Origin of the sequence: Brevundimonas sp. TWP3-1-2b1 (assembly GCF_049896165.1) — a bacterium.
Taxonomy (GTDB): Bacteria; Pseudomonadota; Alphaproteobacteria; order Caulobacterales; family Caulobacteraceae; genus Brevundimonas; species Brevundimonas subvibrioides_B.
Genome location: NZ_JAFCTT010000010.1, coordinates 18,769 through 44,267, shown reverse-complemented (window position 1 = coordinate 44,267; position 25,499 = coordinate 18,769). Strand labels below are relative to the sequence as shown.

23 protein-coding genes are annotated in these 25,499 nt (G+C 68.2%); 13 read left to right on the top strand and 10 right to left on the bottom strand.

Annotated features, from left to right (window positions below):
* Nucleotides 1-124 precede the first annotated feature (124 nt).
* A complete protein-coding gene (secA, locus tag ACP7AB_RS11010; protein WP_425991160.1) occupies nucleotides 125-2,980 on the top strand; it encodes a preprotein translocase subunit SecA in 2,856 nt (951 codons plus the stop codon).
* A 68-nt stretch (nucleotides 2,981-3,048) separates the two neighbouring features.
* On the top strand, nucleotides 3,049-4,215 hold the full coding sequence (locus ACP7AB_RS11005) for an aminotransferase class V-fold PLP-dependent enzyme (RefSeq protein ID WP_425991162.1): 1,167 nt from the start codon (nucleotides 3,049-3,051) through the stop codon (nucleotides 4,213-4,215).
* 1 nt (nucleotide 4,216) lies between these two features.
* On the opposite strand, the gene ACP7AB_RS11000 is transcribed toward ACP7AB_RS11005, so the two are convergent.
* The 4 genes from ACP7AB_RS11000 to ACP7AB_RS10985 form a co-directional block, all read right to left on the bottom strand.
* Nucleotides 4,217-5,107: a hypothetical protein gene (locus tag ACP7AB_RS11000; RefSeq protein WP_425991163.1), complete on the bottom strand. Its 891-nt coding sequence runs from the start codon at nucleotides 5,105-5,107 to the stop codon at nucleotides 4,217-4,219.
* 200 nt (nucleotides 5,108-5,307) lie between these two features.
* Nucleotides 5,308-6,810, bottom strand: a complete 1,503-nt coding sequence (locus ACP7AB_RS10995) for a CoA-acylating methylmalonate-semialdehyde dehydrogenase (protein ID WP_425991165.1) — start codon at nucleotides 6,808-6,810, stop codon at nucleotides 5,308-5,310.
* Nucleotides 6,811-7,026: 216 nt separating this feature from the next.
* On the bottom strand, nucleotides 7,027-7,599 hold the full coding sequence (locus tag ACP7AB_RS10990; RefSeq protein ID WP_425991167.1) for a cob(I)yrinic acid a,c-diamide adenosyltransferase: 573 nt from the start codon (nucleotides 7,597-7,599) through the stop codon (nucleotides 7,027-7,029).
* Between the two features lie 4 nt (nucleotides 7,600-7,603).
* The gene (locus tag ACP7AB_RS10985; RefSeq protein ID WP_425991169.1) at nucleotides 7,604-7,807 is read right to left on the bottom strand and encodes a twin transmembrane helix small protein; all 204 of its coding nucleotides are present in this window, start codon (nucleotides 7,805-7,807) and stop codon (nucleotides 7,604-7,606) included.
* Nucleotides 7,808-7,945: 138 nt separating this feature from the next.
* On the opposite strand from ACP7AB_RS10985, the gene ACP7AB_RS10980 reads away from it, so the two are divergent.
* Nucleotides 7,946-9,073 carry a hypothetical protein gene (locus ACP7AB_RS10980; protein ID WP_425991170.1) on the top strand — a complete coding sequence of 376 codons (1,128 nt, stop codon included), beginning with the start codon at nucleotides 7,946-7,948 and terminating at the stop codon, nucleotides 9,071-9,073.
* A gap of 174 nt (nucleotides 9,074-9,247) precedes the next feature.
* On the opposite strand, the gene ahcY is transcribed toward ACP7AB_RS10980, so the two are convergent.
* Nucleotides 9,248-10,639, bottom strand: a complete 1,392-nt coding sequence (gene ahcY / locus ACP7AB_RS10975; protein WP_425991172.1) for an adenosylhomocysteinase — start codon at nucleotides 10,637-10,639, stop codon at nucleotides 9,248-9,250.
* A gap of 193 nt (nucleotides 10,640-10,832) precedes the next feature.
* Here ahcY and ACP7AB_RS10970 point away from each other — a divergent pair, with 193 nt between their 5' ends.
* The 6 genes from ACP7AB_RS10970 (at nucleotide 10,833) to ACP7AB_RS10945 (ending at nucleotide 16,642) form a co-directional block, all read left to right on the top strand.
* Nucleotides 10,833-12,170 (top strand): amidohydrolase family protein, encoded by a 1,338-nt coding sequence (locus tag ACP7AB_RS10970; protein WP_425991174.1) that lies wholly within the window; start codon nucleotides 10,833-10,835, stop codon nucleotides 12,168-12,170.
* On the top strand, nucleotides 12,154-13,101 hold the full coding sequence (locus ACP7AB_RS10965) for an aspartyl protease family protein (protein ID WP_425991176.1): 948 nt from the start codon (nucleotides 12,154-12,156) through the stop codon (nucleotides 13,099-13,101). Before ACP7AB_RS10970 ends, ACP7AB_RS10965 begins: the two co-directional genes overlap by 17 nt.
* 41 nt (nucleotides 13,102-13,142) lie before the next feature.
* Complete coding sequence (bioB, locus tag ACP7AB_RS10960) at nucleotides 13,143-14,135, top strand: biotin synthase BioB (RefSeq protein WP_425991234.1); 993 nt, start codon at nucleotides 13,143-13,145, stop codon at nucleotides 14,133-14,135.
* A 202-nt stretch (nucleotides 14,136-14,337) separates the two neighbouring features.
* Entirely contained in the window at nucleotides 14,338-14,727 is a 390-nt protein-coding gene (locus ACP7AB_RS10955) for a Tat pathway signal protein (RefSeq protein ID WP_425991178.1), read from the top strand.
* A 39-nt stretch (nucleotides 14,728-14,766) separates the two neighbouring features.
* The gene (locus tag ACP7AB_RS10950; protein WP_425991180.1) at nucleotides 14,767-15,402 is read left to right on the top strand and encodes a DUF4893 domain-containing protein; all 636 of its coding nucleotides are present in this window, start codon (nucleotides 14,767-14,769) and stop codon (nucleotides 15,400-15,402) included.
* A gap of 1 nt (nucleotide 15,403) precedes the next feature.
* Nucleotides 15,404-16,642 (top strand): FAD-dependent oxidoreductase, encoded by a 1,239-nt coding sequence (locus ACP7AB_RS10945; protein WP_425991181.1) that lies wholly within the window; start codon nucleotides 15,404-15,406, stop codon nucleotides 16,640-16,642.
* 206 nt (nucleotides 16,643-16,848) lie between these two features.
* On the opposite strand, the gene pyrF is transcribed toward ACP7AB_RS10945, so the two are convergent.
* Nucleotides 16,849-17,568: an orotidine-5'-phosphate decarboxylase gene (gene pyrF / locus ACP7AB_RS10940; RefSeq protein WP_425991183.1), complete on the bottom strand. Its 720-nt coding sequence runs from the start codon at nucleotides 17,566-17,568 to the stop codon at nucleotides 16,849-16,851.
* Nucleotides 17,569-17,655: 87 nt separating this feature from the next.
* Here pyrF and ACP7AB_RS10935 point away from each other — a divergent pair, with 87 nt between their 5' ends.
* Together ACP7AB_RS10935 and ACP7AB_RS10930 are read left to right on the top strand one after the other, a co-directional pair.
* Nucleotides 17,656-18,354: a MarC family protein gene (locus ACP7AB_RS10935; protein WP_425991185.1), complete on the top strand. Its 699-nt coding sequence runs from the start codon at nucleotides 17,656-17,658 to the stop codon at nucleotides 18,352-18,354.
* Nucleotides 18,355-18,357: 3 nt separating this feature from the next.
* Entirely contained in the window at nucleotides 18,358-18,735 is a 378-nt protein-coding gene (locus tag ACP7AB_RS10930; protein WP_425991187.1) for a DUF1801 domain-containing protein, read from the top strand.
* On the opposite strand, the gene neuB is transcribed toward ACP7AB_RS10930, so the two are convergent.
* The 4 genes from neuB to ACP7AB_RS10910 form a co-directional block, all read right to left on the bottom strand.
* Nucleotides 18,732-19,748 carry an N-acetylneuraminate synthase gene (gene neuB, locus ACP7AB_RS10925; protein ID WP_425991189.1) on the bottom strand — a complete coding sequence of 339 codons (1,017 nt, stop codon included), beginning with the start codon at nucleotides 19,746-19,748 and terminating at the stop codon, nucleotides 18,732-18,734. The two genes, ACP7AB_RS10930 and neuB, sit on opposite strands and share 4 nt — an antisense overlap.
* Nucleotides 19,745-20,398 (bottom strand): acetyltransferase, encoded by a 654-nt coding sequence (locus tag ACP7AB_RS10920; protein WP_425991191.1) that lies wholly within the window; start codon nucleotides 20,396-20,398, stop codon nucleotides 19,745-19,747. Before ACP7AB_RS10920 ends, neuB begins: the two co-directional genes overlap by 4 nt.
* A gap of 48 nt (nucleotides 20,399-20,446) precedes the next feature.
* A complete protein-coding gene (locus ACP7AB_RS10915; RefSeq protein WP_425991193.1) occupies nucleotides 20,447-21,244 on the bottom strand; it encodes an SDR family NAD(P)-dependent oxidoreductase in 798 nt (265 codons plus the stop codon).
* Nucleotides 21,245-21,430: 186 nt separating this feature from the next.
* On the bottom strand, nucleotides 21,431-21,925 hold the full coding sequence (locus ACP7AB_RS10910) for an Rrf2 family transcriptional regulator (protein ID WP_425991194.1): 495 nt from the start codon (nucleotides 21,923-21,925) through the stop codon (nucleotides 21,431-21,433).
* A 179-nt stretch (nucleotides 21,926-22,104) separates the two neighbouring features.
* Here ACP7AB_RS10910 and ACP7AB_RS10905 point away from each other — a divergent pair, with 179 nt between their 5' ends.
* Both ACP7AB_RS10905 and ACP7AB_RS10900 read left to right on the top strand, forming a co-directional pair.
* A complete protein-coding gene (locus ACP7AB_RS10905; protein WP_425991195.1) occupies nucleotides 22,105-24,099 on the top strand; it encodes a potassium transporter Kup in 1,995 nt (664 codons plus the stop codon).
* Nucleotides 24,096-25,487 (top strand): RsmB/NOP family class I SAM-dependent RNA methyltransferase, encoded by a 1,392-nt coding sequence (locus ACP7AB_RS10900; protein WP_425991196.1) that lies wholly within the window; start codon nucleotides 24,096-24,098, stop codon nucleotides 25,485-25,487. Before ACP7AB_RS10905 ends, ACP7AB_RS10900 begins: the two co-directional genes overlap by 4 nt.
* Nucleotides 25,488-25,499: the final 12 nt, after the last annotated feature.

Sequence of the window (25,499 nt, the reverse complement as noted above, 5' to 3'; positions counted from 1 at the left end):
TTTTCGATCGTATGCGCGGCGTGTTTCGCCGCCTTGCCCGGCAGCCCCTCTCGCGGCGTCTCATCGCCGCCCCTCATGGGCAAATTCCAGAGCTCTAGACCGCTCGATCGCCACCGGATCGCCCATGCTCGGCTTCGCCAAGAAATTTTTCGGCTCTTCCAACGACCGCAAGGTCAAGGACTTCATGAGCCGGGTCCAGAAGATCAACGATCTGGAGCCGAAATTCGCCGCCCTGTCCGACGACGAGCTGCGGATGATGACGCAGACCTTCAAGGATCGGGTCGCGGCCGGCGAGACGCTGGACAAGATCATGAACGAGGCCTTCGCCGTGTCGCGCGAAGCCTCCAAACGTGTCCTGGGCCAGCGCCAGTACGACGTGCAGCTGACCGGCGGCATGATTCTGCACGACGGCGGCATCGCCGAGATGCGCACGGGCGAGGGCAAGACCCTGGTCGCCGTGGCCCCGGTGTATCTGAACGCCCTGTCCGGCAAGGGCGTCCACGTCATCACCGTGAACGACTATCTGGCCCGCCGCGACGCCGAGTGGATGGGGCGCGTCTATCGCTTCCTGGGCCTGGAAGTGGGCGTCATCGTCAACGGTCTGTCGTCCGGTCAGCGTCAGGCCTCCTACGCCGCCGACATTACCTACGGCACCAACAACGAATTCGGTTTCGACTATCTGCGCGACAACCTGGTCTATGACCGCAAGGAGATGGTGCAGCGTCCGCATCATTTCGCCATCGTCGACGAGGTCGACTCCATCCTGATCGACGAGGCGCGCACGCCCCTGATCATCTCGGGCCCGACCGAGGACCGGTCGGACCTCTACAAGATCTGCGACACCCTGATCAAAGAGCTGATCAAGGACACCTCGACCTTCGACCTCGACGAGAAGCAGCGTCAGGCCCTGCTGACCGAAGAGGGCTCCGAACAGGTCGAGCTGCTGCTGGAAGCCGGCGGCCATTTCGCCGAGGACACGACGGGCCTGTACGACGCGGCCAACATCAGCCTGGTGCATCACGTCAACCAGGCCCTGCGCGCCAACACCCTGTACCAGAAGGACAAGGACTACATCATCAAGGCTGGCGAGGTCGTCCTGATCGATGAGTTCACCGGCCGGATGATGACCGGACGCCGCCTGTCCGAGGGCCTCCACCAGGCCATCGAGGCCAAGGAGGACGTCAAGATCATGCCCGAGAACCAGACCCTGGCCTCGGTGACGATCCAGAACTATTTCCGGCTCTACGAGAAGCTGTCCGGCATGACCGGCACGGCGGCGACCGAGGCCCAGGAATTCCTCGACATCTACAAGATGGACGTCCTGGAAGTGCCGACCAACCGCCCGGTCCTGCGCATCGACTATGACGACGAGGTCTACCGGACCTATGCCGAGAAGAACCTGGCCATCGCCCAGCAGATCGCCGACTGCCGCGAGCGCGGCCAGCCGATCCTGGTCGGCACGGTCTCGATCGAGAAGTCCGAACAGCTCTCGGCCCTGCTCGACAAATACGAGCACAAGGTCGAGATCTCGCGCACGCTGAAGAAGGAATTCGTCGGCAAGGACAAGGAGGCCGCCAAGGTCGGCGACGCCGCCTACGACATCAAATACGAGACCAAGTTCAAGGGCATCCCGCACAACGTCCTGAACGCCCGCCAGCACGAGCAGGAGGCCTTCATCGTGGCCGACGCCGGCCTGCCGGGCGCGGTCACCATCGCCACCAACATGGCCGGTCGCGGCACCGACATCCAGCTGGGGGGCAACCTCGAGATGCGTCTCGAGAAATACCGTCTCGACCAGCGTAACCTGGCCGTCGAGGTGACGCCGGAGATGCTCAAGGTCGAGGAGGCCCGGCTGAAGGCCGACATCGCCGTCCAGAAGAAGATCGCCCTGGACGCCGGCGGCCTGTTCGTCCTCGGCACCGAGCGCCACGAAAGCCGCCGCATCGACAACCAGCTGCGCGGCCGGACCGGCCGTCAGGGCGACCCCGGAACGTCGAAATTCTACCTGTCGTGCGAGGACGACCTGCTGCGCATCTTCGCGGGCGACCGTCTGGACGCGATCATGCGCAGCTTCGGCGTGGCCGAGGGCGAGGCCATTAGCCACCCGTGGCTGAACCGCGCCGTCGAGACCGCCCAGAAGCGCGTCGAGACCCGCAACTACGACATCCGCAAGAACCTGCTGAAATACGACGACGTCGTGAACGACCAGCGCAAGGCCGTGTTCGAACAGCGCCAGGAGTTCATGGACTCCACAGACCTGTCGGAACTGGTCGGCGAGTTCCGCCGCGACGTGGTCACCGACCTGGTCGACCGCTTCATGCCGCCCAAGGCCTATGCCGAACAGTGGGACATCGACGGCCTTGACGAGAAGGTGAAGTCCACGCTCGGTCTCGACCTGCCGCTGCACGACTGGGCCGCCGAGGAAGGCGTGTCGAACGAGGAGGTCGAGGAGCGTATCCAGGCCGCCGCCGAGGCGCGCGCCGCCGATCGACTCGCGCAACTGGGCGAGACCCAGACCAGGGGACTGGAAAAGCAGTTCCTGATGCAGATGATCGACATGCAGTGGCGCGAGCACCTGGTGCATCTGGACCACCTGCGCGGCGTCATCGGCCTGCGCGGCTACGGCCAGCGCGATCCGCTGAACGAGTACAAGACCGAGGCCTTCTCGCTGTTCGAGACCCTGCTGCACGAGCTGCGCCACAATGTGACGCGCTGGCTGATGACGGTGGAGTTCCGCTTCGAGGCCCCGCCGCCGATGGAGATGCCCGAGTTCCAGGAAATCCACCTGAACCCCGGCACCGGCGTCAACGAGATGGCCGATCCACTGGCCCAGAACCCCGAGGGACAGCTGACCGGCGACGCCCGTTCGCGCCTGCCCGTCGAGCTTCTGCCGGCCGGCTGGGAGCGCACGCCCCGCAACGCCGACTGCCCCTGCCACTCGGGCCGCAAGTTCAAGCACTGCCACGGGGCGCTGGTTTAAGGGCGTTAACGCGAGCGACGCCGTCGCTCGCTGCTTGAGCGCGGGCGTGGTCTGGGGGAAGAGGGGAGATGACCTACAAACACCTCTTCTCCCGCGCCCTCACCCTCGATCCCGAACGGCTGCATTTCGCGGCGCATAGCCACCACCTGTGGCCGGACGCCTCGTTCGACGGACAGGTGCGGGCCTGGGTCGAGGCCAACCATTTCGCCGACCGGAAATGGGATCTGATCTTCGGCGAGGTCGTGCCGGAGGCACAGAGACATATCGCCAGGGAGCTGGGTCTGCCGGACCCGGAGACAGTGGTCTTCGCGCCGAACACCCACGACTTCCTGATCCGCATCTTCTCCGGCTGGGAGACGAAGCCTGTCCGCATCCTGACCACGGACGGCGAGTTCCACGCCTTCCGCCGTCAGGCCGAGCGCTGGGAGGAGAGCGGCGATGCGGTCGTCGCGCGGGTGCCGCTGGAGCCGTTCGACACCTTCGACGCGCGGTTCACGGCGGCGGCGCAGGCGGGCGGTCACGATGTGATCGTGGTCAGCCAGGTCTTCTTCAAGACGGGCCAGGCTATTGGCTGCATCGACGACCTGGCGGCGCTGGCGAAACCGGAAGGGCCGTGGGTGATCGTCGACAGCTATCATGGCTTCATGGCCACGCCGACGGACCTGTCGGCAGTGGCGGACAGGATCTTCTACGTTGGCGGCGGCTACAAATACGCCATGACGGGCGAGGGCGCAGGCTTCCTGCACGCGCCGGCCGGCTTCTGCGAGCGGCCTGTGGCGACCGGCTGGTTCGCCGAGTTTGGCAATCTGATGGGGCCGCCCGAGGGCGTTCAGTACCGGGGCGACGCGGGGCGGTTCTGGGGCGCGACGTTCGATGCGACTCCGCTGTACCGGTTCAACGGCGTGCGGCGGATGCTGGACGAACAGGGGCTGACCACGGCCCATGTCTCGGCCCACGCCGACCGGCTGCAGGCGCGGTTCGCGCAGGCGCTGGCCGCGGGCGAATGCGGCGCCCTGGGCGAGGCCGAGGTGCTGAACCCGATCATGGGAGACAATCGTCCGCGCGCGCGATTCCTGGCCCTGAAGCACAGGGACGCCCAGCGCTGGCGCGCCGATCTGCTGGCGGCCAATGTCGTCACCGACGTGCGCGACGACACGATCCGCTTCGGCTTCGGCCTCTATCAGACCGACGAGGACGTCGAGCGTCTGATCGGTGTCTGCAAACGCCTGTTCTGATCTAGAAGAAGGTCGTGTCTTCGGTCTGGCTCGGCTGAGGCGGAGGGGCTGGCTGGGTCGGTATCGTCGGGCGCGGCTGGGTCGTCCCGGGCGCGGTTCCCGGCTGAGCCGGCGGTATGGCCTCACCTGCGGGCGGGATCGGCCCCAGGGTCGGATAGGGCAGGGCTTCAGGCGTGCCGTCGCCGGGCACGGGCGTGGTCGGCGGGATGGCCGGGCCGGGCTCGGCGACGCCGGCCGGAGCCACGGCGTCGGGCGCGTCGAAATCATCCCGGATGAAGGCCCAGGACCGGCTGTCGGCGCAGGCGCAGGCCTTCATGAACCCGTCCCGGTCGCGCCAGATCACCAGGGGATAGCCGGTCGGGGCGCCCGCATCGCGCAGCAGCGCGTTCAGCCGGGTGACGAACTGGCGGCTGGCCTCGACCACGGCGGAGCGGGCAAGGTTGCCATCGGCCGCCGGAATGCCCGCCGCCGTCCAGTTGCGTGACGGGGTGGCGGTCCAGCGCTGATAGAGGCTCCAGTCGCGGCTCAGCCACAGCTCGGCCACCGTGGCCCGTTCGGCGGGGGTCGACTGGACCTGACCCTCGCGCTCCGGGCGGGCGAAGACGACGACGCGGGCCTCCACGCCGCCGGCGCGCAGCTTCTCCGTCTCTTCCCGCTCGTAGCGCTGGGTGGAGGCGCTGTCGCGATAGCCGATGATGTAGAGGGGTTCGCCGCCGCCGCCGCCGGACACCCACGACGCCTCGTCCAGCAGGCGCTGGATTTCCGCCTGGTTGCGAGTGATCGTGACCGGCTGGAACCGGGCGTAGAAATTCCAGTAGGCCCAGTAGCCTCCGCCGGCCAGGGCCAGGCCGATGACCACCGCCAGGGCGGACCAGATCAGAAAGCGACGCATGCGGGGGAGCGCTCCAGCTTCAGCATATCAGCGAGCGTAATGCTTAACACCGAATTGGGTCGCGCGCCTCATTCCTCCCCCATCGGGGGAGGGGGACCGCGAAGCGGTGGAGGGGGGCTGGCTCCGGACACCGAACTCGCGGCTGGCCCCCTCCGTCTCTTCGCTGCGCTTCGAGCCACCTCCCCCGAGGGGGGGAGGATTTAACCCATGGTCGGGATGACGAAGCTGGAGTCCGCGTGTTCCAGCTCCGAGTCCGGCCAGCGGGCGGTGATGGTCTTGACCTTGGTCCAGAATTTCACGCCTTCCATGCCGTGCTGGTTGGTGTCGCCGAAGGCCGAGCGCTTCCAGCCGCCGAAGGTGTGATAGGCGACCGGCACAGGGATCGGGACGTTGATCCCCACCATGCCGACATTGACCCGGGCGGCGAAGTCGCGGGCCGCGCGGCCGTTCTGGGTGAAGATGGCGACGCCATTGCCGTACTGGTGCTTCGACGGCAGCGACAGGGCCTCCTCGAACGAAGCGGCGCGGACGATCTGCAGCACGGGGCCGAAGATCTCTTCCTTGTAGGATTCCATCTCGGGCGTGACGTGGTCGAACAGCGACGGGCCGATGAAATAGCCGCGCTCGTGGCCCTGCAGGGAGAAGCCACGGCCGTCGACGACCAGTTCGGCCCCTTCCTGGACGCCCTTTTCGATCCAGCCCTCGACCCGGGCCTTGTGCTGGGCCGTGACGACGGGGCCGTAGTGGGCGCCCGCGTCGGTCGAGACGCCGACCCGCATGGTCGGGATTTCGGCGATCATCCGTTCACGGAGTTCGTCGGCGGTCTTCTTGCCGACCGGGACCACGACCGGCAGGGCCATGCAGCGTTCGCCGGCCGAGCCATAGGCGGCGCCGGACAGGTCCTTGATCACCTGGTCCATGTCGGCGTCGGGCAGGACGATGCCGTGGTTCTTGGCCCCGCCCATGGCCTGGACCCGCTTATGGTTGGCCGCACCGGTCTGATAGACATAGTGAGCGATGTCGGACGAGCCGACGAAGCTGACGGCATGGACCAGCGGATGCTCCAGGATGGCGTCGACCGCGACCTTGTCGCCGTGGACGACGTTCAGCACGCCCGCGGGCGCGCCGGCCTCCATCATCAGCTCGGCCAGACGGACAGGCACCGAAGGATCGCGCTCGGAGGGCTTGAGGATGAAGGTGTTGCCCACCGCGATGGCGACGCCGAACATCCACATCGGGATCATGGCCGGGAAGTTGAACGGGGTGATGCCCGCGACGACGCCCAGCGGCTGGCGCATCGAATAGACGTCGATGCCGGGACCGGCGCCGTGGGTGTATTCCCCCTTCAGCACATGGGGGATGCCGCAGGCGAACTCGATCACTTCCAGGCCGCGCTGGATGTCGCCCTTCGAGTCGGCGACAACCTTGCCGTGTTCGGCCGACAGCAGTTCGGCCAGGTCGTTCATATTGGCTTCAACCAGACGCTTGAACTCGAACATCACCCGGGCGCGGCGCTGGGGGTTGGTCGAGGACCAGCCCTCGAAGGCGGTCTGGGCGGCCTGGACGGCGCGATCCATCTCGGCGACCGAGGCCAGCTGGACGCGGGCCTGGACCTCTCCGGTGTTGGGATTGAACACATCGGCGAACCGGCCCGAGGCGCCGGTGAAGGACGCGCCGTCGATGAAGTGGGTGATGTCGCGCATGGCTGCGTTCCCTGAAGTCTGAGCGTTCTTGATTGGCGGGCGGTTTAGCGCGGTCCCAACCGCCTTGTCTCCTCCCAGTTCGCCACTTGGCGAAGGGGGAGGTGGATGCGAGCCCTTGCGAGCAGACGGAGGGGTTCTCGCCGCACGAAGAACCCCTCCGTCTCTCCGCTTCGCTCCGAGCCACCTCCCCATCGCTGCGCGACAGGGAGGAGACGACTATCTGGTCCCGCCCGGCACCCATTTGACATCGCCCGCGCCATTGGCGTTGGCGCGGCGGGCGGCGACGAACAAGTGGTCGGAGAGGCGGTTCAGATAGCGGACCGCCTCGGGGGTCACCGGGGTTCCGGTCTCGACCAGACGGATCGCGTCGCGTTCGGCCCGGCGGGCGACCGTGCGGGCCAGATGCAGATGCGCCGACAGGGGCGAGCCGCCCGGCAGGATGAAGCTGTCGAGCGACTTCAGGCTCTCGTTCATCCAGTCGATCTCGGCTTCCAGACGGTCGATCTGGGACTGGACCATACGCAGGGCCTCCCATTTTGGCGGCGGATCGAGGGGGGTGGCGAGGTCGGCGCCGAGGTCGAACAGCTCGTTCTGGATCCGGCCCAGCATGGCGTCGATACGGTCGTTCTGGCCCGAATGCAGCCGAGCGACGCCGATGACGGCGTTCAGTTCGTCGACCGTCCCGTAGGCCTCGACTCGGGGATCGGACTTGGACACACGGGCGCCGGACGCCAGGCCCGTGTCGCCGCCGTCGCCGGTGCGCGTGTAGATCCTGTTGAGGACGACCACGCCCTCAGCCCCCGTGCGTGGATTTCCACCACAGACCGGTCATCAGCAGCACGATGGCGGTCGCCTGCAGCGCCACCCTCAGCCGCATGAGCTTGTTGGAGTTGGACCGGGCGTAGTCGCCGCCGCGATACAGCGAATAGATGCCGAACCCGAGGGTGATGGCGACCGCACCGATGGCGATCAGGACGAGGATGTCGAAGACGTTCATGGGGCCAATCTAGGCCTCTCGGGGGGCGGGCGCCAGCGACCGCCCCTGTGACGACTTAACGCCGTTCAGGTTCGGCTAACCCTTCCCCTCCGTGCGATCCTAACCTTTGCGGCGCCAAGACGCTGGTCAGGAGCCTGAATGACCGACCGCGCGTTTCGTAATCTGGACAATCTGCGGACCTCCGCTTCGACCGCGCGGGTGCTCAACCTGCTGAGGGTCAGTCGCGATCACGGTCGCACCGACGGCTGGCGAAACGCGCCCATGTTCGAGAACCCGACGCTGAACAGCTGCCTGGTGATCAAGCACCGGCTGCGTCGCAACGAGGTCGATGAGTTCCGTGTGCGGCGCTACGTGGCGACCAAGATCGTCCTGCCGATCGACGCGGGCGACCTGCGGGTCGGGGGACGCTACATTTTCGTCGACCAGGTCGGGTTCGACAAGATGCTGGAACAGGCGTTGGGCGTCGGGCCGTCGCATCCGGACCGCAGGATTCTGTCACTGATCGACGATCTGCCCAGCCTGGACCCGTTCCTGCTGCGCGAGCAGTTGCGGCGCAACGGCCATGCGCCGGACCCCTGCTATTTCAACATCTCTGAAGCCGACCTGATGCGGATGTCGGAATTCATGGCCAATGAGATCACCCCCCTGGTCGCTCTTAGCATGGGGCATGACGCGGTCAGGCGCGCGACCGACAATCCGGTCGCGCGCCTGACCGCCAAGATCATGTCGAACTCGGCGGGTGAGGACATGAGCGCGCTGGGCCAGACCCTGATGCTGGCGCCGGAGGAGTGTGAGGAGGGCGTCTTCTGTTGGAAGGGTTTCCTCTACTACAAATGGGCGCTGCAGATGATCACCGGCGACATCGGCTGGGTCGTGGACAGCGTCCGGCGCGTGCGTCCCCGGGGCCGTGTCGATGCAGAGCAGCACGTGGCAATCGACCGGGCGAAGGAACAGCTCCGCCGCCGCATCCTGCTGACCTGCGAGGCCACGGCCGACATGCTGCGGGTCTATGACGACGCCTTCACGGCGCTGACCTGCGAGGGCAAGCCGACCGCCTTCCGCGACTTCCTGCGCGACGCGCCGATCCTGTTCGCGCGGCTGGGCGAGCGACTGGGCGCGATCCAGCACATCGTCAGCTTCTGGCGTTACCGGATGACCGGCGACAAGTCTGCGCCGGGTGCGGAGGAACTGCTGGACCTTCTCGCGGACTTCGAGACCAGCCTGTCGGGCCGCGAAAGGCCGGACGTGCTCGCGCTGGCGGCTTGAAAAAGCGCGCCTCCTCCCCGCTCACCGCTTGGCGAATGGGGAGGAGGATGCGAGCCGCTTGCAAGCAGACGGAAGGGGTCTTCGTGCCCGCAGACAGACCCCCTCCGTCTCTCCGCTACGCTGCGAGCCGCCTCCCCGCGCCTGCGGCGCTGGGAGGATGCCCCCTATCGTTCCTTAGTAGCGGTAGGCTTCCGGCTTGAACGGGCCTTCGGTCGGCACGCCGATGTAGTCGGCCTGTTCCTTCTTGAGCACGGTCAGCTTGGCGCCCAGCTTGGCCAGGTGGAGCATGGCGACCTTCTCGTCGAGGTGTTTGGGCAGGGTGTAGACCTGGTTCTCATAGGCCTTGATGTTGGTCCAGAGTTCGATCTGGGCGAGGGTCTGGTTCGTGAACGACGCCGACATCACGAACGAGGGGTGACCCGTGGCGTTACCCAGGTTCACCAGACGGCCTTCCGACAGCAGGATGATCTTCTTGCCGTCCGGGAACTCGACGTGGTGGACCTGCGGCTTGATCTCGTCCCACTTGAAGTTCTTCAGGCCGGCGACCTGAATCTCCGAGTCGAAGTGGCCGATGTTGCAGACGATGGCGTTGTTCTTCATCGCCCGCATGTGGTCGACGGTCAGGACGTCGAGGTTGCCCGTGGCGGTGACGAAGATGTCGGCCTCATGGGCCACGTCCTCGACGGTGACGACCTCATAGCCTTCCATGGCGGCCTGCAGGGCGCAGATCGGATCGACCTCGGTGACCTTCACCCGGGCGCCGCCCTGGCGCAGCGAGGCGGCCGAGCCCTTGCCCACGTCGCCGTAGCCGCAGACCACGGCGACCTTGCCCGACAGCATGACGTCGGTGCCGCGACGGATCGCGTCGACCAGCGATTCACGGCAGCCGTAGAGGTTGTCGAACTTGGACTTGGTGACGCTGTCGTTGACGTTGATGGCGGGGAAGGGCAGGTCGCCCTTCTTGGCCATTTCGTAGAGGCGGTGGACGCCGGTGGTGGTTTCTTCCGACACGCCGCCGATGGCGTCGCGGATGGCCGAATAGAAGCCCGGCTTCTCGGCGATGTAGCGCTTCATCACCTTGTAGAGGGCTTCCTCCTCGTCGTTCTGCGGGTTGTCCAGCAGCGTGCCGTCCTTCTCGGCCTTGGGGCCGAGCACGCACAGCAGGGTGGCGTCGCCGCCGTCGTCGAGGATCAGGTTGGGATAGCCGCCGTCGGCCCATTCGAAGATCTTGTGGGCATAGTCCCAGTATTCTTCCAGCGTCTCGCCCTTGGTGGCGAAGACCGGGGTGCCGTTGGCGGCGATGGCGGCCGCGGCGTGGTCCTGGGTCGAGAAGATGTTGCACGAGGCCCAGCGCACGTCGGCGCCCAGGGCTTCCAGCGTCTGGATGAGGACGGCGGTCTGGATCGTCATGTGCAGCGAGCCGGCGATGCGGGCGCCCTTGAGGATCTGTTGCGCGCCGAACTCTTCGCGCAGCGCCATCAGGCCCGGCATTTCGGTTTCGGCGATGGCGATCTCTTTATTGCCGAAGGGGGCGAGCGAGATGTCGCGGACGATATAGTCGGTCATGAAGGCGGCTCCTTGAGCGCGGCAGGGTTCGAAGATTGCGCGCGCCTATAGCCCGCGAAGGGACATAGGGCAAGAATCATATAAGGATGTCTTTATATGATCCATTTCTCGGCCAGCGGGGGAGGAATAGGCCCCGCCCATTCCCCTTGTCGCCGCGGCATGCCTAAACTCCTTCAAACAGGGGAGTCAGTTCATGAAGGCTGTAATCGCGGGGAGCATTTTCGCCCTGCTGACGGGAACCGTGGCGGCGGCCCAGGACGGGACCACCGCTCCGGCCGCCGGCGCCGTCACCCTGATCCAGGCGGGCCATCTGCTGGATCGTCCGGGGCAGGCGCCGCGCGGCGCCTCCACTGTCGTCATCCGCGACGGCAAGGTCGAGGCAGTCCGGGACGGCTTCGTCGGCGTCGAGGCCTATCCGGCTGCGACCGTCGTCGACCTGCGCGACCGGTTCGTCCTGCCCGGCCTGATCGACAGCCATGTGCACCTGACCTCCGACCGCGCCGGTCAACAGGGCTTGCTGGCGAACTTCACCGACAGCCTGCCCGCCCGCGCCTATGAGGCCGCCGGCAACGCGCGCGACACCCTGATGGCCGGCTTCACCACCGTGCGGAACCTCGGCGACTCGGGCGGCGTCACCCTGGCCCTGCGCGACGCCACCGCCCGGCACGAAATCGCCGGCCCGCGCATCATCGACGCGGCTGAGTCCATCTCGACCACCTCGGGCCATATGGACGGCCGCCTCAGCCTCGCCGACGATGTGCGCGAGATGATGGGAGATCAGGAGAACGTCTGCAACGGCGTCGAAAGCTGCCGCGAGGCCGTGCGTATCCAGGTCGGACGCGGCGCCGACGTCATCAAGATCGCCACCACCGCGGGCGTGAACAGCCGGATCAGCGCAGGACTGGGCGCCCAGATGTTCGAGGACGAGGCCCGCGCCCTGATCGAGACGGCGCACCTCTACGGCAAGAAGGTCGCCGTCCACGCCCACGGCGCCGACGGCATCGACCTGGCCCTGCGGCTCGGCGCAGACTCCATCGAACACGGCACCATTTTCGACGAGGACACCATCCGGCTGTTCCGCGAGAGCGGCGCCTATTATGTGCCCACGCTCTCGACCGTGAACGGCTATCGCTCGCGCCTCGCCGCGGATCCCAATGCCTATCCGCCCGAAGTCCTGCCCAAGATCCTGTGGCGTATCTCCATCACTGGACAGTCGCTGCAGGTCGCATATCCCGCCGGCGTCCGCATCGCCTTCGGCACCGACGCGGGCGTGTCCCTGCACGGCCGCAACGCCGACGAGTTCGAGCTGATGGTCCAGTACGGCATGACGCCCATGGCCGCGATCCAGGCCGCCACCGTCAACGCCGCCGACCTGCTGGGCCTGTCGACAGAGGTTGGCACGCTGGAGCCCGGCAAGCGCGCCGACCTGATCGCGGTCGAGGGCGACCCCCTGACCGACGTAACGGTGCTGAAGTCGGTCGGCTTCGTCATGCGCGACGGCCGGATCTATCGCCATGACGAGGACCTCTAGAGGTCACGCGACGCTCCTCCGCCGCGCCCTCCTCGCCGCCGCTCCAGCCCTGCTTCTTTCCGGCCTCGCCCGGGCGCAGGACGCGCCCCCGGTCTCGTCCGTCGAAAGCGTCGAACGCCTGCGGGGCGGGCGGCTGTCGATCCCGGTCTTTATCGACGGCCGGGGGCCGTTCGACTTCGCTGTCGACAGCGCGGCCAACGCCTCGGTGATCGCCGACGACCTGGCAACGCAGCTGGCCCTGCCGTCTGCCGGACCAATCGGGATGCACACCCTGATCGCGCGCGAGATCGTCGAGACGGTCAGCGCACGCAACGTCCGCTCCGGAGACCTGAACGCCGAGACGGTCCGGTTCGCCCTCGCGCCCCGGACAGGCCTTATCGGCGCCGACGGCCTGATCGGACGCGACCTGCTGGCGGAGCACCGGCTGTTGCTGAACTTCCGGGGCGGGGCCCGGGCCGCGATCAGCCGATCGCGCCGCGTCGGCGACAGCATCCTCGATCCGCGCCGACCGACCGCCCGCTTCCAGACCCCGGCCGAAGAGCGGCTGCGCGGCCTGCTGATGATCGACGCCCGCTCCCGCACGGCCCAGGCCAAGGCCATTCTCGACACCGGCGCCGAGGTCACCATTATCAACACCGCCTTCGCCCGCGCGGCGCGGGCCTCGCCGATCGTTCTCGACGACGGCTCGACGAGCCGGACGCTCTTCTCCCCCACGGGGCTGAGTGTCGAGGCCCGCCCGATGCAGTTGCGCAACCTGCATTTCGCGGGCATCGGCCTGGATAATGTCCCCGTCCTCGTCGGCGACTTCCACACATTCGACCTGTGGGGCCTGTCCGATCGCCCGGCGGCCTTGCTGGGCACGGACGTGCTGGGCCTGTTCGAGACAGTGATCATTGATCTCAAGCGCGGCGAACTGATCCTGGAGATCTGACGGCCTTGCGTCCGGTCGCAGGCTGCGTCACCACCCTGCCCATGACCGATCTCAGCACCCCCCGCCACGACTGGACCCTGACCGAAGTCGAGGCCCTGTTCGCCCGTCCGTTCATGGAACTGGTGTTCGAGGCCGCGACCGTTCATCGCCGCTGGTTCGATCCGTCGGAGGTGCAGAAGTCCCAACTGCTGTCGATCAAGACCGGCGGCTGCGCCGAGAACTGCGGCTACTGCTCGCAATCGGCCAGCTTCGACACGGGCCTGAAGGCCGAAAAGTTGATGGACACGACCGCCGTCCTCGCCGAGGCCATGGCCGCGAAGGCAGGCGGCGCGTCGCGCTTCTGCATGGGCGCGGCCTGGCGCGAGCTGAAGGATCGCGACACGCCGAAACTCGCCGCCATGATCTCGGGCGTGAAGGCGCTCGGTCTGGAAACCTGCGCGACGCTCGGGATGCTCACCGCCGACCAGGCGAAGCAGCTGAAGGCGGCCGGGCTCGACTATTACAACCACAACCTCGACACGGGGCCGGAATACTACGCTCAGGTCGTGACGACCCGGACCTATCAGGATCGTCTCGACACCCTGGAGCACGTCCGCGACGCCGGGATGTCAACCTGCTGCGGCGGCATCGTCGGCATGGGCGAGAGCCGCCGGGACCGCGCCAGTCTGCTCCACGCCCTGGCGACGTTGCGGGCGCATCCTGACAGCCTGCCGGTCAACGCCCTGGTGCCGGTCACCGGCACGCCCCTGGGTGAGCGGGTCCTGAAAGAGGGTGAGATCGATCCGATCGAATTCGTCCGCACGGTCGCCGTCGCCCGCCTGGTTTGTCCCCGCGCCATGGTCCGCCTGTCGGCCGGACGCGAGACCATGAGCCCGGAGATGCAGGCGCTCTGCTTCCTCGCCGGCGCCAACTCCATCTTCGTCGGCGGCAAGCTGCTGACCACGCCCAATCCGGAACAGGACGAGGACGCCCGGCTGTTCGCCCTACTGAATCTGAAGCCTATGGAGCCCGCACGGGTCGAGGCGGCGGCGTAGATGAAAAACTCCCTCCCCTTCATGGGGAGGGTCGTCGCGCTGCGACGGGGTGGGGAGGACAGGGCGATGGGGATGCAGGCCCGTGAGGTTTGCCTTGCCGGCCCCACCCGGTCTTCGCTGCGCTTCGACCACCCTCCCCAAACAGGGAGGGAGACATTTCACGCAAACCCGCCCTTAACCGCCTCCATGTCACAAGGGGCGCATGAAACGTCGCGCCCTTCTCGTCGCCCCGCTCGCCCTCGCCGCCACCCCTGCCCTCGCGTCCGGCGGCGGCGGAGGCGGATCGACCGGCGGCTATGTCCGCTATCCCACCATCACCGCCACCACGATGCGCGCCGACGGCCGCCGGGGCGTGATGACGGTGGAGACCGGGGTCGACGCCCCTGACGCCGCCCTGAAACTCCGCGCCGAACAATCCCAGCCACGCATGCGGGCGGTGTTCAACATCCTGGTCCAGCGCGAGGCCAACACCCTCCTGCCCGGCGGCGTGCCGAACGTCGAACGCCTGGCCGCCCAGTTGCAATCGGCGACCAACATCATCATGGGCCGACGGGGCTGCCACCTGCTGCTCGGCACGGTGATGATCGTCTGACGGCTTGACGTCAGCCAAGGCGTGAGGCCCCTTGCGGCGATGCGCATCCTCGCCCTTTCGACCACCCTTCTGCTCGCAGCCTGCGCCAGCACGCCGCCGCCTCCCCCACCGCCGCCCTCCAGCCCCGGCGCGCCTGTGCTGCGCGACTGGCGCGGTATCGTCAGCGCCATCGACCGCGACCGCTATGCCCGCAGGGACGCCGCCTGGCGTCTGGCGCTGGAGCAGGCGCGGCGTCAGCCCGGCTCGGGCGACCTGACCTCGCTCGGCGATCTGATCGAGCGCGACGCCGCTCGCAGCAACGTGGCGCCCCCGCCCGGCGAATACCGCTGCCGCACCGTCAAACTGGGCTCCCAGGGCGGAGAGACCGGCCTCGGCTTCGTCGTCTACGGCTGGTTCGACTGCCGCATCGAACAGACGCCGCGCGGCCTGAAATTCTCCAAGACCACCGGCTCCCAGCGCCCCTCCGGCCTGCTCTTCCCCGAGAACGCCCGCCAGATGGTCATGCTGGGCTCGATCGCCCTCGCCGCCGAGCCGCCCGCCAACTCCTACGGTCAGCGCCCGGACCGCGACATCGTCGCCGTGCTGGAGCGGATCGGCGAGGCCCGCTGGCGCCTCGTTCTCCCCTGGCCCCAGAACGAGTCCAACCTCGACCTGATCGAACTGGTTCCCAACTAAGGTGCCGAGGACCGTCGCCGTCGTCGGCGCCGGCCCGACCGGCCTGGCCCTCGCCCTGATGCTGGCGCGTCAGGGCCGGCGCGTCGTGGTCCACGAGCGGTTCGATGAACCGCGCCCGATCGGCGCCGGCTTCATGCTCCAGCCGACCGGCCTGCATGTGCTGGACCGCCTCGGCCTGACGGACAGGGTCAAGGCGCTCGGCCAGCCGCTCGAACACATCTTCGGCCGCGAAGCCCGACACCGACGCGTCGTGCTCGACGTCCGCTACGCCGACCTGAAGTCGCCTCGCCCCGACGGCATCAATGCCCTGGGCGTCCACCGCGCCGCCATCTTCGAGGTCCTTTACGACGCCTGCCTCGCCGGGGGCGTCGCGTTCGAGACCAACCAGGAGATCGCCTCCGCCGCCGACGGCCGCCTGAGCGACGCCAGCGGCGTGACCGGGCCCGCCTTCGACCTGATCGTCGACGCCTCGGGCGCCCGCTCCCCCATCGCCCGCGAACTCCTGGCGAAACAGGGCGGACGGCGACAGGAACTCGAATGGGGCGCCCTGTGGGCCACCGTCCCCTGGCCCGGCGATCCGTTCGACGCCACGGCGCTGGAACAGGTCTATCGCGGCGCCTCGCGCATGATCGGCATCCTCCCGGTCGGCGCCCGCCCGGACAGTCCCGACCGGCTCGCCACCTTCTTCTGGAGCCTGAAGCCCGCCGACCACGACTATTGGCTGCGCGCCGGGATGGAGCGGTGGAAGGCCGAGGTGCGCGGCCTGTGGCCCGAGGTCGCCGGCCTGCTGGAGACCCTCCCCGATCCCGAGTCCCTGACCCTCGCCCGCTACGGCCACCACACCCTGCCCCTGCCTGTAGCCGACCGGCTCGCCGTCGTCGGCGACGCGGCCCATTCGACCAGTCCCCAGCTGGGTCAGGGGGTCAACATGGGCCTGCTGGACGCCCTGACCCTGGCCGAGGCGCTGGCGACACACGCCGAACTCGACGAGGCCCTGGCTGCCTACGCCCGCATCCGTCGCTGGCATGTGCGGCTGTATCAGGGGCTGTCGATGAGCTTCACCCCCTTCTACCAGGCCGACGGCCAGGCCCTGCCCTGGGTCCGCGACCATGTGCTGGGCAAGCTCGCACGCCTGCCGTTCGCGGCGCGGATCCTGGCCGCGACCGTGTCGGGGGTGCTGCTGGATCCGCGACAGAGAGCCGGCGAACAGGACGACCACCCTACGCTCAAGGGTCCCTGACGGCAGCGCAGCGGCCGGCCAGGCCAGGGCCCCGGGATCAGGGTGTCCAGCGCGGCGGAGGTCCTCAGCAGCTCGCGGATGTCGTCCATCCGTCCCTCGAGCGCCGCCGCCAGCACGGACCGCCGCACCCTGCCCGGTCCAGATCGAACGGCGCCTGCCACTCGCTTCACCTCAGACCCGGTCCACTTGACCTCGGGACTGAATAACTAGCGGACGGCGTCCATCTCGGCGGCGATCCGGGCCGCCGCCATTACCGGGTTCTCGGCCGCGATCACCGGTCGCGCCACCACCAGATGGGTCGCTCCGGCCCGGAGCGCATCGGCGGGCGTCGCCACCCGCTGCTGGTCGCCCAGGTCGCCGCCGGCCGGGCGCACGCCGGGGGTCACGATCAGGAAGTCCGGACGCCCGGCCTCGATGGCGATCTCGCGCACGCGGGCGGCCTCCAGGGGGCTGGAGACCACCCCGTCAACGCCGCAGTCCAGGGCCTGACGCACCCGCACCTCGACGAGGTCGGCGGCCCTGGCCAAATAGCCGATCTCCTTCAGGTCCTCATCCGACAGGCTGGTCATGACGGTGACGGCGAGGATCTTCGTCGCGTGTCCGCCGCGCCCCTTGACCGCGGCCCGCATCACCTGCGGTTCGGCATGGACGGTCAGCAGGTCGCAGCCGCCCTCGGCGACCGAGCGCGCCGCGCCCTCCACCTGGGCCCCGATGTCATGCAGCTTCCAGTCCTGGAACACCGTCTTGCCCATGGCGCGCAGTTCGTGGGCGAAGGCGACGCCGCCGGGACGAGCCAGAAGGGTCAGCCCGACCTTGTAGCTCTCGACGCCATTTCCGATCCGCTGGACCAGTTCACGGGCCGCTTCGATGGCCGGCAGGTCCAGCCCGACGATCAGGCGCGGGTCGGACAGGAGAGGCGAGGTCATCGACGGGCTCCGCGTGACCGGCTAGACCGGGCGCACAGGGGTGCGTCGGCGAACCGGCGTTCAATGATGCAGGCTGGGGAACAGGCAATGGACGCGCTCGATCTGGGGGTCAACCTGTTCGTAGCCCTGTTCGCCCTGGTCGATCCGATCGGCAATATCCCGATCTTCGCCGCCGCGACAGCGGGGGCGAGCGCCCGTCAGCGGCTGTCAGTCAGCGCCCTGATCTGTTTGTTCATCGCGGCCTTCCTGGTCTTCTTTTTCTTCACCGGCCTGTGGCTGCTGCAGTTCTTCGGCATCTCGCTGGCGGCGTTCCGCATTGCGGGCGGGATCCTGTTGCTGCTGCTGGGTCTGGATATGACGCGCGGCGACTTCCTGACCATGTTCGCGGACAAGGACGCCCTGACAGACGCCCAGGACGTGCGGGGCTACGCCAGCCGCCGGTTCAAGCGGCTGATCGTTCCGTTCGCGATGCCACTGCTGATCGGACCCGGCGCCATCTCGACCATTATCATCCAGGCGGGCGAGGCGGCCAAGATCGGCTACGCCGGAACCATCGCGGGCCTCCTGGCCATCGGCGCGGCAGCGCTCGCCACCTTCGTCGTCTTCGCCGCGACCGGGCCGATCAGTCGGGTGCTGGGCGACGTCGGCATGGCCATCATCGTGCGGGTTCTGGGCCTGATCCTGTGCGCCCTGGCGATCCAGTTCATCCTCGCCGGCCTGGGCGAGGCCCTTCCCGGCATGTTCGCCATCGGGGTGACGGCGCCCTATCCCGCCGGCGGCCACTAGGCTGTGGCGCAGACTGTCGATGCGCTGGTCGCCGCCCTGCCGGAGCCGTCGCGCACCGCGATGAGCGCCCTGCGCCGGCTGGTCGCAGAAAGCCATCCGGACGTCAGCGAACACGTCAAATGGAACGGGCCGAGCTTCCTGATCGACGGCGACGACCGCATCAGCCTGGGCGTGGCCAAGGGCGGGGCCGTGCGCGCGGTCCTGCATCGCGGCGTGAAGGTGAAGCCGACAGAGGGTTTCGTCTTCGAGGATGAGACGGGTTTGGTAAAATGGGCCGCCGTGGACCGGGGCGTGGTCACCTTCGCCGATACGGCCGAGGTCGAGGCGAACGCCGAACCCTTCAAGGCGCTGTGCCGCCGCTGGTTCGATGCGACGCGCTAGGCCAGGTCCGGGGCCGCCAGCTTCGTTCCCGCCGGAATCGCCCGCGCGGCCGTCCTGCCCGCCACATCGGCCTGTTGCGCGGGTGAAATTCCGTCCCCCGGCCGCAGCGCGATCAGGTCTTCCGCCGTCACCACCGCGCCTGCCGCGATGTCGCGCGCGGCGAACAGGCTGCGACGCGCCACGGTCATGATCTCGCGCTCGGCCTCGACAGGACGTTTGATCCCGTCGCCGAGCGAGGCTTCGACCGAGCGGATGCCGGCGATCAGACGCGCCAGCCCGTCCGGGTCCATCGACATGGCGTGGTCGGGCCCGGCGAGGTCGTTGTCGAGGGTGAAATGCTTCTCCACGACCGTCGCACCGCGCGCCACCGCAGCCAGCGATACGGCGTCACCCAGGGTGTGGTCGGACCAGCCGACGGGCCGCCCGAACGCCTGGGCCAGACTATCCATGGCCCGCAGATTGGCGTCCTTCGCCGGGGCCGGATAATTGGACACGCAGTGCAGAATGGTCAGGCCGGGGTTCCCTTCAGCCTCGATCCAGCCGACCGCCTCGGCCACCTCGTCGAGCGTGCTCATCCCGGTCGACAGGATCACCGATCCACCCGCGCCCGCCGCCAGCCGCGCGACCCCGCGCACGAAGGGGGCGTTGGTGATCTCGCCCGACGCCAGCTTGAACTTCGTCATCCCGATCCCGGCCAGGAAGGCGGCGCTGTCGAGGTCGAAGGGCGAGGACATGAACTCGATGCCGAGGACGCGGCAGTGGTCGGCGATGCGGGCGAAATCGGCGTGGGGGAGTTCCAGTCGCCTCAGCATCTCTGCCTGGCTGGCCGCGCCGTCCCGCGTCTTCTGGTAGTCGGCCATCGGGGCCTCCGGCGCCGAGATGGCGTCCGCGCGGAAGGTCTGGAACTTGACCGCGTCGGCTCCGGCCCGGTGCGCGATATCGACCAGCCGGAGCGCCAGGGCCAGATCACCGTTGTGGTTCACCCCGGCCTCGGCGATGAAGAAGACGCTCATCGCGTCATCTCCCGCGCAGGATTGCCGACGACGGTCGCGCCCGGCGCCACGTCCTTGACCACCACCGCCCCCATGCCGATCACCGCGCCCTCGCCGATGGACACCCCCTGGCGGATCAGGGCGCCGGCGCCGATTTCAACCCCGTCGCCAATCCTGACCCCGCCGTTGACGCAGGCGCGTGGGCCGAGCGTGACAAAGTCCCCGACCAGGCAGTCGTGGGCGATGCTGGAATAGGCATTGGCGATCAGGTGCCGGCCGACCGAGGCGTCGGCGTTGATGAGGGCGTAGGGGGCGATCAGGGCGCCGGGCGCCACGCGGGCGCTGTCCACGACCGTCGCCGTCTTGGCGATCAGGGTCAGGGTCCGGCATCCCGCCGTCTCCAGCCGTTCAGCGATAGCCCGACGCGCTGGGGGCTGGGCCACGGCCACGGCGAACAGCCGCTCGGCGTCCATCGCCGCGAATTCGTCCTCGGCCAGGACCAGATGGCCGCCGACAGCCGGTCCGGCGTGGCGATCAACAAAAACGACCCGGTCGACGTCGATACCGAGGTCCGGCTGGGCGGCGATATGGGCGCGGGCGAAGGGCATGGTCTCGCGACCGTGCCCGCCGAGGCCGATCAGTCCGAAAATCGCCTGGGATGACCTCGCCATGGCGGTAATCCTAGCGCCTGATTTGCCGCCTTTCTCAAGCGACGCTGCTCAAATCCGCTTCAGCCGCCGCGCATGGCCCGCCACCATGTTGAGCGCCAGGCCATCCGGCAGCAGCTTGCCGAGTGCGGCGAGGACATTGTTCATCGCCCCGGGCGTCACCCTCGGCCGATCCGCCTCGCAGGCGTCGTAGGCGACCCGGGCCACGTGCTCGGCCGTCTGCCACATCCATGGGGGATAGGCGGAGGACACCTGTTCGCGCGAGCCGTTGACGTCGTGGAACTCCGTCAGGGTGTAGCCGGGACAGAGGGCGGTGACGTGCACCCCGGTCCCGCGCGTCTCCAGCCACAGCCCCTGGGACGCCTTGATCAGGAAGGATTTGATCGGACCGTAGAGGGTGTCGCCGCCGGTCGCGGGCATCTGGCCGGCGAGAGAGGCGACGTTGATGATCCGCCCGAAGCCGCGCTCGACCATGCCCGGCAGGAGAAGCCTGGACAGAGCGACGGGCGCCGACAACATGACCTGGACCATGGCCGCATGCTGCCCAGGGTCGGTGGCGAGGAAGCCCGTCGTGCGCGAGAAGCCGGCGTTGTTGATCAGGCCGTCGACGACAAGGCCGCGCGCCGCGATGGCCTCGACAAGCCGGGCGGGCGCCTCGGGATCGGCGAGGTCGGCGGTGATCACGGTCGAGGCGACGCCGTACCGGGCGATGATTTCGGCGGCCAGCACCGTCAGGGCCGCCTCCCGGCGCGCGGTCAGGATCAGGTCCCAGCCCTTTTCGGCATAGACGCGCGCCAGGGCGGCGCCGATTCCCGCCGAAGCTCCCGTAATGAGGATGGCGCGCTTCATTTCTTTCGTCATTCTCCGGCGAAGCGCAGCGAAGACCGGGAGAACCAGCGGCGCGCGTTAGCGCGAAACTGTCGCACACTGCGACGCCATAAATCTCGCGCGAAAAGATCGCCCTGAGCGACGCGGGGTCCCCCGGTCTGCGCCGCGAAAGCGCGGCATGCCGGTGGATGACGAAAGAAGGGTTCGCTAAGCGGCGACAGCGCCGGCGGCGCGGATCGCTTCCGAACAGGCCGGGTGCTCGTTCAAACCATCAAGGGCGGTGGACTTCTCGGCCAGCAGGTCGGCGATGGTGATCTTTCTGAGCGAGTCCGACGCGGCCTGGTCGGCCAGGGTCAGGACCTTGGCCACCTGACGCGGAATATGCTCCCCGATGGGGCAGCCCTTGGCGCCCAGGGGCGGCGACCCGAGGTGGGCGCAGCCGTTGACCGCTTTCAGAACTTCATCCAGTCGGATCTCTTCCGGCTGCCGCAGCAGCCAGGATCCGCCGGACGCGCCGGGACGGGTGGCGATCAGCCCGGCCTTGGACAACAGGGCGGTGACGCGGCGGATGACCACGGGATTGGTCGGCACCGAGGCCGCAAGAATGGCGCTGGGACAGGCATGGGCGGCGTCATACGCGCCCTTGTGGGCCAGATAGGCCAGGGCGTGGGCGGCGACGGGAAAGCGTTGACTGTCTGACATTTTCGTCCGGTTCCAGTCCTCAAGGTAGGCGCCCGGGACGGGATTCACAAATCCCGGCCGATTGCCCGCCGAACACGGTGCAACTGAAACCGTTTCCATGCGATTGAACCGACCGCGGAATGAGCCTACAGGCCCTCCGCTTTGATGGGCCCGCCGACCGCGGCGCCCGGAGGATATTCATGGCAGGGGACGCATCCCCCGGTGACGGCGCTTCCCCCGCCCCGCCTGCTCCGTCGACCGCTTCCAGGTCCGCGCCCGAGAACGGCCCTGCGGGCGCCCCCGCCGCGCATGGCGCCACCGCGCACGGCGTGGGCAAGGCTGGGTTCTGGGGCCTGACCATCGGCGCCATCGGCGTGGTGTTCGGCGACATCGGCACCAGCCCCCTCTACGCCCTGCGCGAAGCGATCGGCCATGCCCAGCGGGGCATAGGCGGCGAACTGGCCGTGATCGGCGTCGTCTCCCTGGCCTTCTGGGCTCTCATGATCGTGGTGACGTTCAAATACGTCATCTTTCTGATGAGAGCGGACAACAAGGGCGAGGGCGGGACCCTGGCCCTGATGGCCCTCGCCACTCACGCGATCGGCCGGCGGTCGGCCTGGATCTTCATCCTCGGGGTCTGCGGCGCGGCGCTGTTCTACGGCGACGGCATCATCACCCCCGCCATCTCGGTGCTTTCGGCCATCGAGGGGGTCAAGGACGCCCCCGGTGTAGGGACGCGTCTGGACGCCTTTATCGTGCCGATCGCCGCCGCCATCCTGATCGGCCTGTTCATGGTCCAGTCGCGCGGCACGGCCAGGCTGTCGAAATATTTCGGCCCGCTGACGGCGGTCTGGTTCCTGGCCTTGGGGGCGCTCGGCCTCTATCACATCTTCGACGACCTCTCGGTGCTGCGGGCGCTGTCGCCCCACTACGGGGTCATGCTGCTGATCAACGACGGCTTCCTTGGCTTCATCATCCTGGGCAGCGTCTTCCTCGCCGTCACCGGGGCCGAGGCGCTCTACGCCGACATGGGCCATTTCGGAAAGGCGCCGATCCGCATGGGCTGGCTCTGTTTCGTCCTGCCCTGTCTGACCCTGAACTATCTGGGCCAGGGCGCCCTGATCCTCGCCGAGCCCGGCGCGGCCGAGAATCCGTTCTGGTCGATGGTGCCCGAGTTCGCCTACTGGCCGATGCTTGTGCTGGCGACCATCGCCACCGTCATCGCATCACAGGCCGTCATCACCGGCGCCTTCTCGGTGACCCAGCAGGCGGTCCAGCTCGGACTCCTGCCCCGCATCGACATCCGTTTCACGTCCGAAACCCAGGCCGGCCAGATCTTCGTCCCCGCCGTGAACACCTTCCTGATGCTGGGCGTCCTCACCTTGCTGTTCGTGTTCCAGAGCTCGCACAACCTGACCGCCGCCTATGGCGTCGCCGTCACCGGGGTCATGCTGATCAACACCCTGATGGCCTATTCGGTCATCACCAAGAAGTGGAAATGGCCGCTGTGGGCGACCCTGGGCGCGCTCATTCCGTTCGGCTTCATCGACAGCGTCTTCCTGACCTCCAACCTGCTGAAGATTCCCGACGGCGCCTGGCTGCCGCTGGTGCTCGGCGCGGTCCTGGTGCTGATCATGTGGACCTGGACGCGGGGGTCCCAGATCCTGTCGGCCAAGTCCAAGAAGGACAGCCTGCCACTGACCGACCTGATCGAGATGCTGCGCGCCCGCCCGCCTTATCGTGCTCCGGGCACGGCCATCTTCCTGACCTCCGACCCCGACGTCGCGCCGGTCGCCCTGATGCACAATCTCAAGCACAACAAGGTGCTGCACGAGAAGAACGTCATCCTGACCGTGCGGACCACCGACCGGCCGCGCGTGCATGAGAGCGAGCGCGTGCTGATCGAGCCGATCAATGACGACTTCAAGAAGATCACCCTGAGCTACGGTTTCATGGAGAGCCCGGTCGTGCCTCGCGCCCTGAGCCAGTGCCGCAAACAGGGGCTTAAGTTCGACATCATGTCGACCAGCTTCTTCCTCGGCCGCCGCTCGGTCGTGCCCTCGGCGTCGCAGGGGATGCCCCTGTGGCAGGACAAGCTCTACATCTTCCTGATGCGCAATGCGGCCAACCCGACCGACTTCTTCCACATCCCGCCCGGACGCGTGGTCGAGCTCGGCACCCAGGTTTCGGTGTGAGCGGGGGAACGCCCAAGGGCAAGAACTCGGGCGCGCGCGGGCGCCGCATGGCCGACAAGGCGCGCGGCCCTCGCCGTGAGCCGATCGTTCGCACGGCCGAACCGGACGGCGCAGCCGATATCGGCGTCGAGGCGCGCATCGCCGCCGGCGTCCTGCTGAACGCCGCGCTCGAGCGCCGGAACGGGCTGGACGAAGCCATGGCCCTGCCGGAGCTGAAAAGCCTGCCGGGTCCCGACCGCGCCTTCGCCCGCGCCGTCGCCATGGCCGCCCTGCGTCGACTCGGTGAGATCGACGCCATCCTGAATCGTCGCCTGCAGAAGTCGCCGCCCGAGGCGGTGCGCACCATCCTGCGCGTCTCGCTGGCGCAGACGCTGGTGCTTGAGACCCCGGCGTTCGCCGCCGTCTCCACGGCCGTGAAACTGGCCGAGCGCGACGCCAAGACCCGCCCCTACAAGGCGCTTGTCAACGCAGTCCTGCGCGGCATCGAGCGCGAGGGCCCCGGTCTGACCACGGCCGAATCCAACCTGCCCGACTGGATCGCGGCGCGCTGGAAACAGGCCTATGGCGCGGCGACCCTGGCCGCCATCGCGCTCGCCGCCCGCGACGAGCCGCCGACCGATCTCAGCCTCAAGCCCGGCGAAGACGCGCAGGCCCTCGCCGACGCCATCGAAGGAACCGTCCTGCCCGGCGGGACCGTGCGTTCGGGCGTGCGCGGCGATGTCGCGGCCTGGCCCGGATACGAGACCGGCGGCTGGTGGGTTCAGGATGCCGCCGCCGCCGTGCCGGCCCGCCTGCTGGCGCCCAAGGCTGGCGAGACCGCGCTGGACATGTGTGCGGCCCCCGGCGGCAAGACGCTGCAACTCGCGGCGTCCGGCGCGACGGTGGTCGCCCTGGATCGGTCCGAACCGCGCCTGCGTCGCCTGCGTCAGAACCTCGAGCGCACCGGACTGATCGCCGAGATCGTGGTCACGCCCGGCGAGGACTGGAACGACCCGCGCACCTTCGACGCCGTCCTGCTGGACGCGCCCTGCACCGCCACCGGCACCCTGCGTCGCAATCCTGAAGTCCTGCGCGCCACCAAGCCTGCTGAGGTGGCGAAGCTGGCCGATGTCCAGCACCGGCTGCTCGACGCCGCAGCCGAGCGCGTCGCGCCGGGCGGTCGTCTGGTCTACTGCGTCTGCTCGCTGGAGCGGGAAGAGGGCGAGACCCAGGTCATCGCCTTCCTGCGCCGCAACGCGGCCTTCAGGACCACGCCCGCCGATCCGGCAGCCCTGGGCGCTCCGGCCGAGGCCCTGACTCCCGAAGGCTGGCTGCGCATCCTGCCCTCGATGTGGGCCGAGAACGGAAGCCTCGACGGCTTCTTCGTCGCCCGACTGGACCGAATCTAGGCCGCCGCCTTC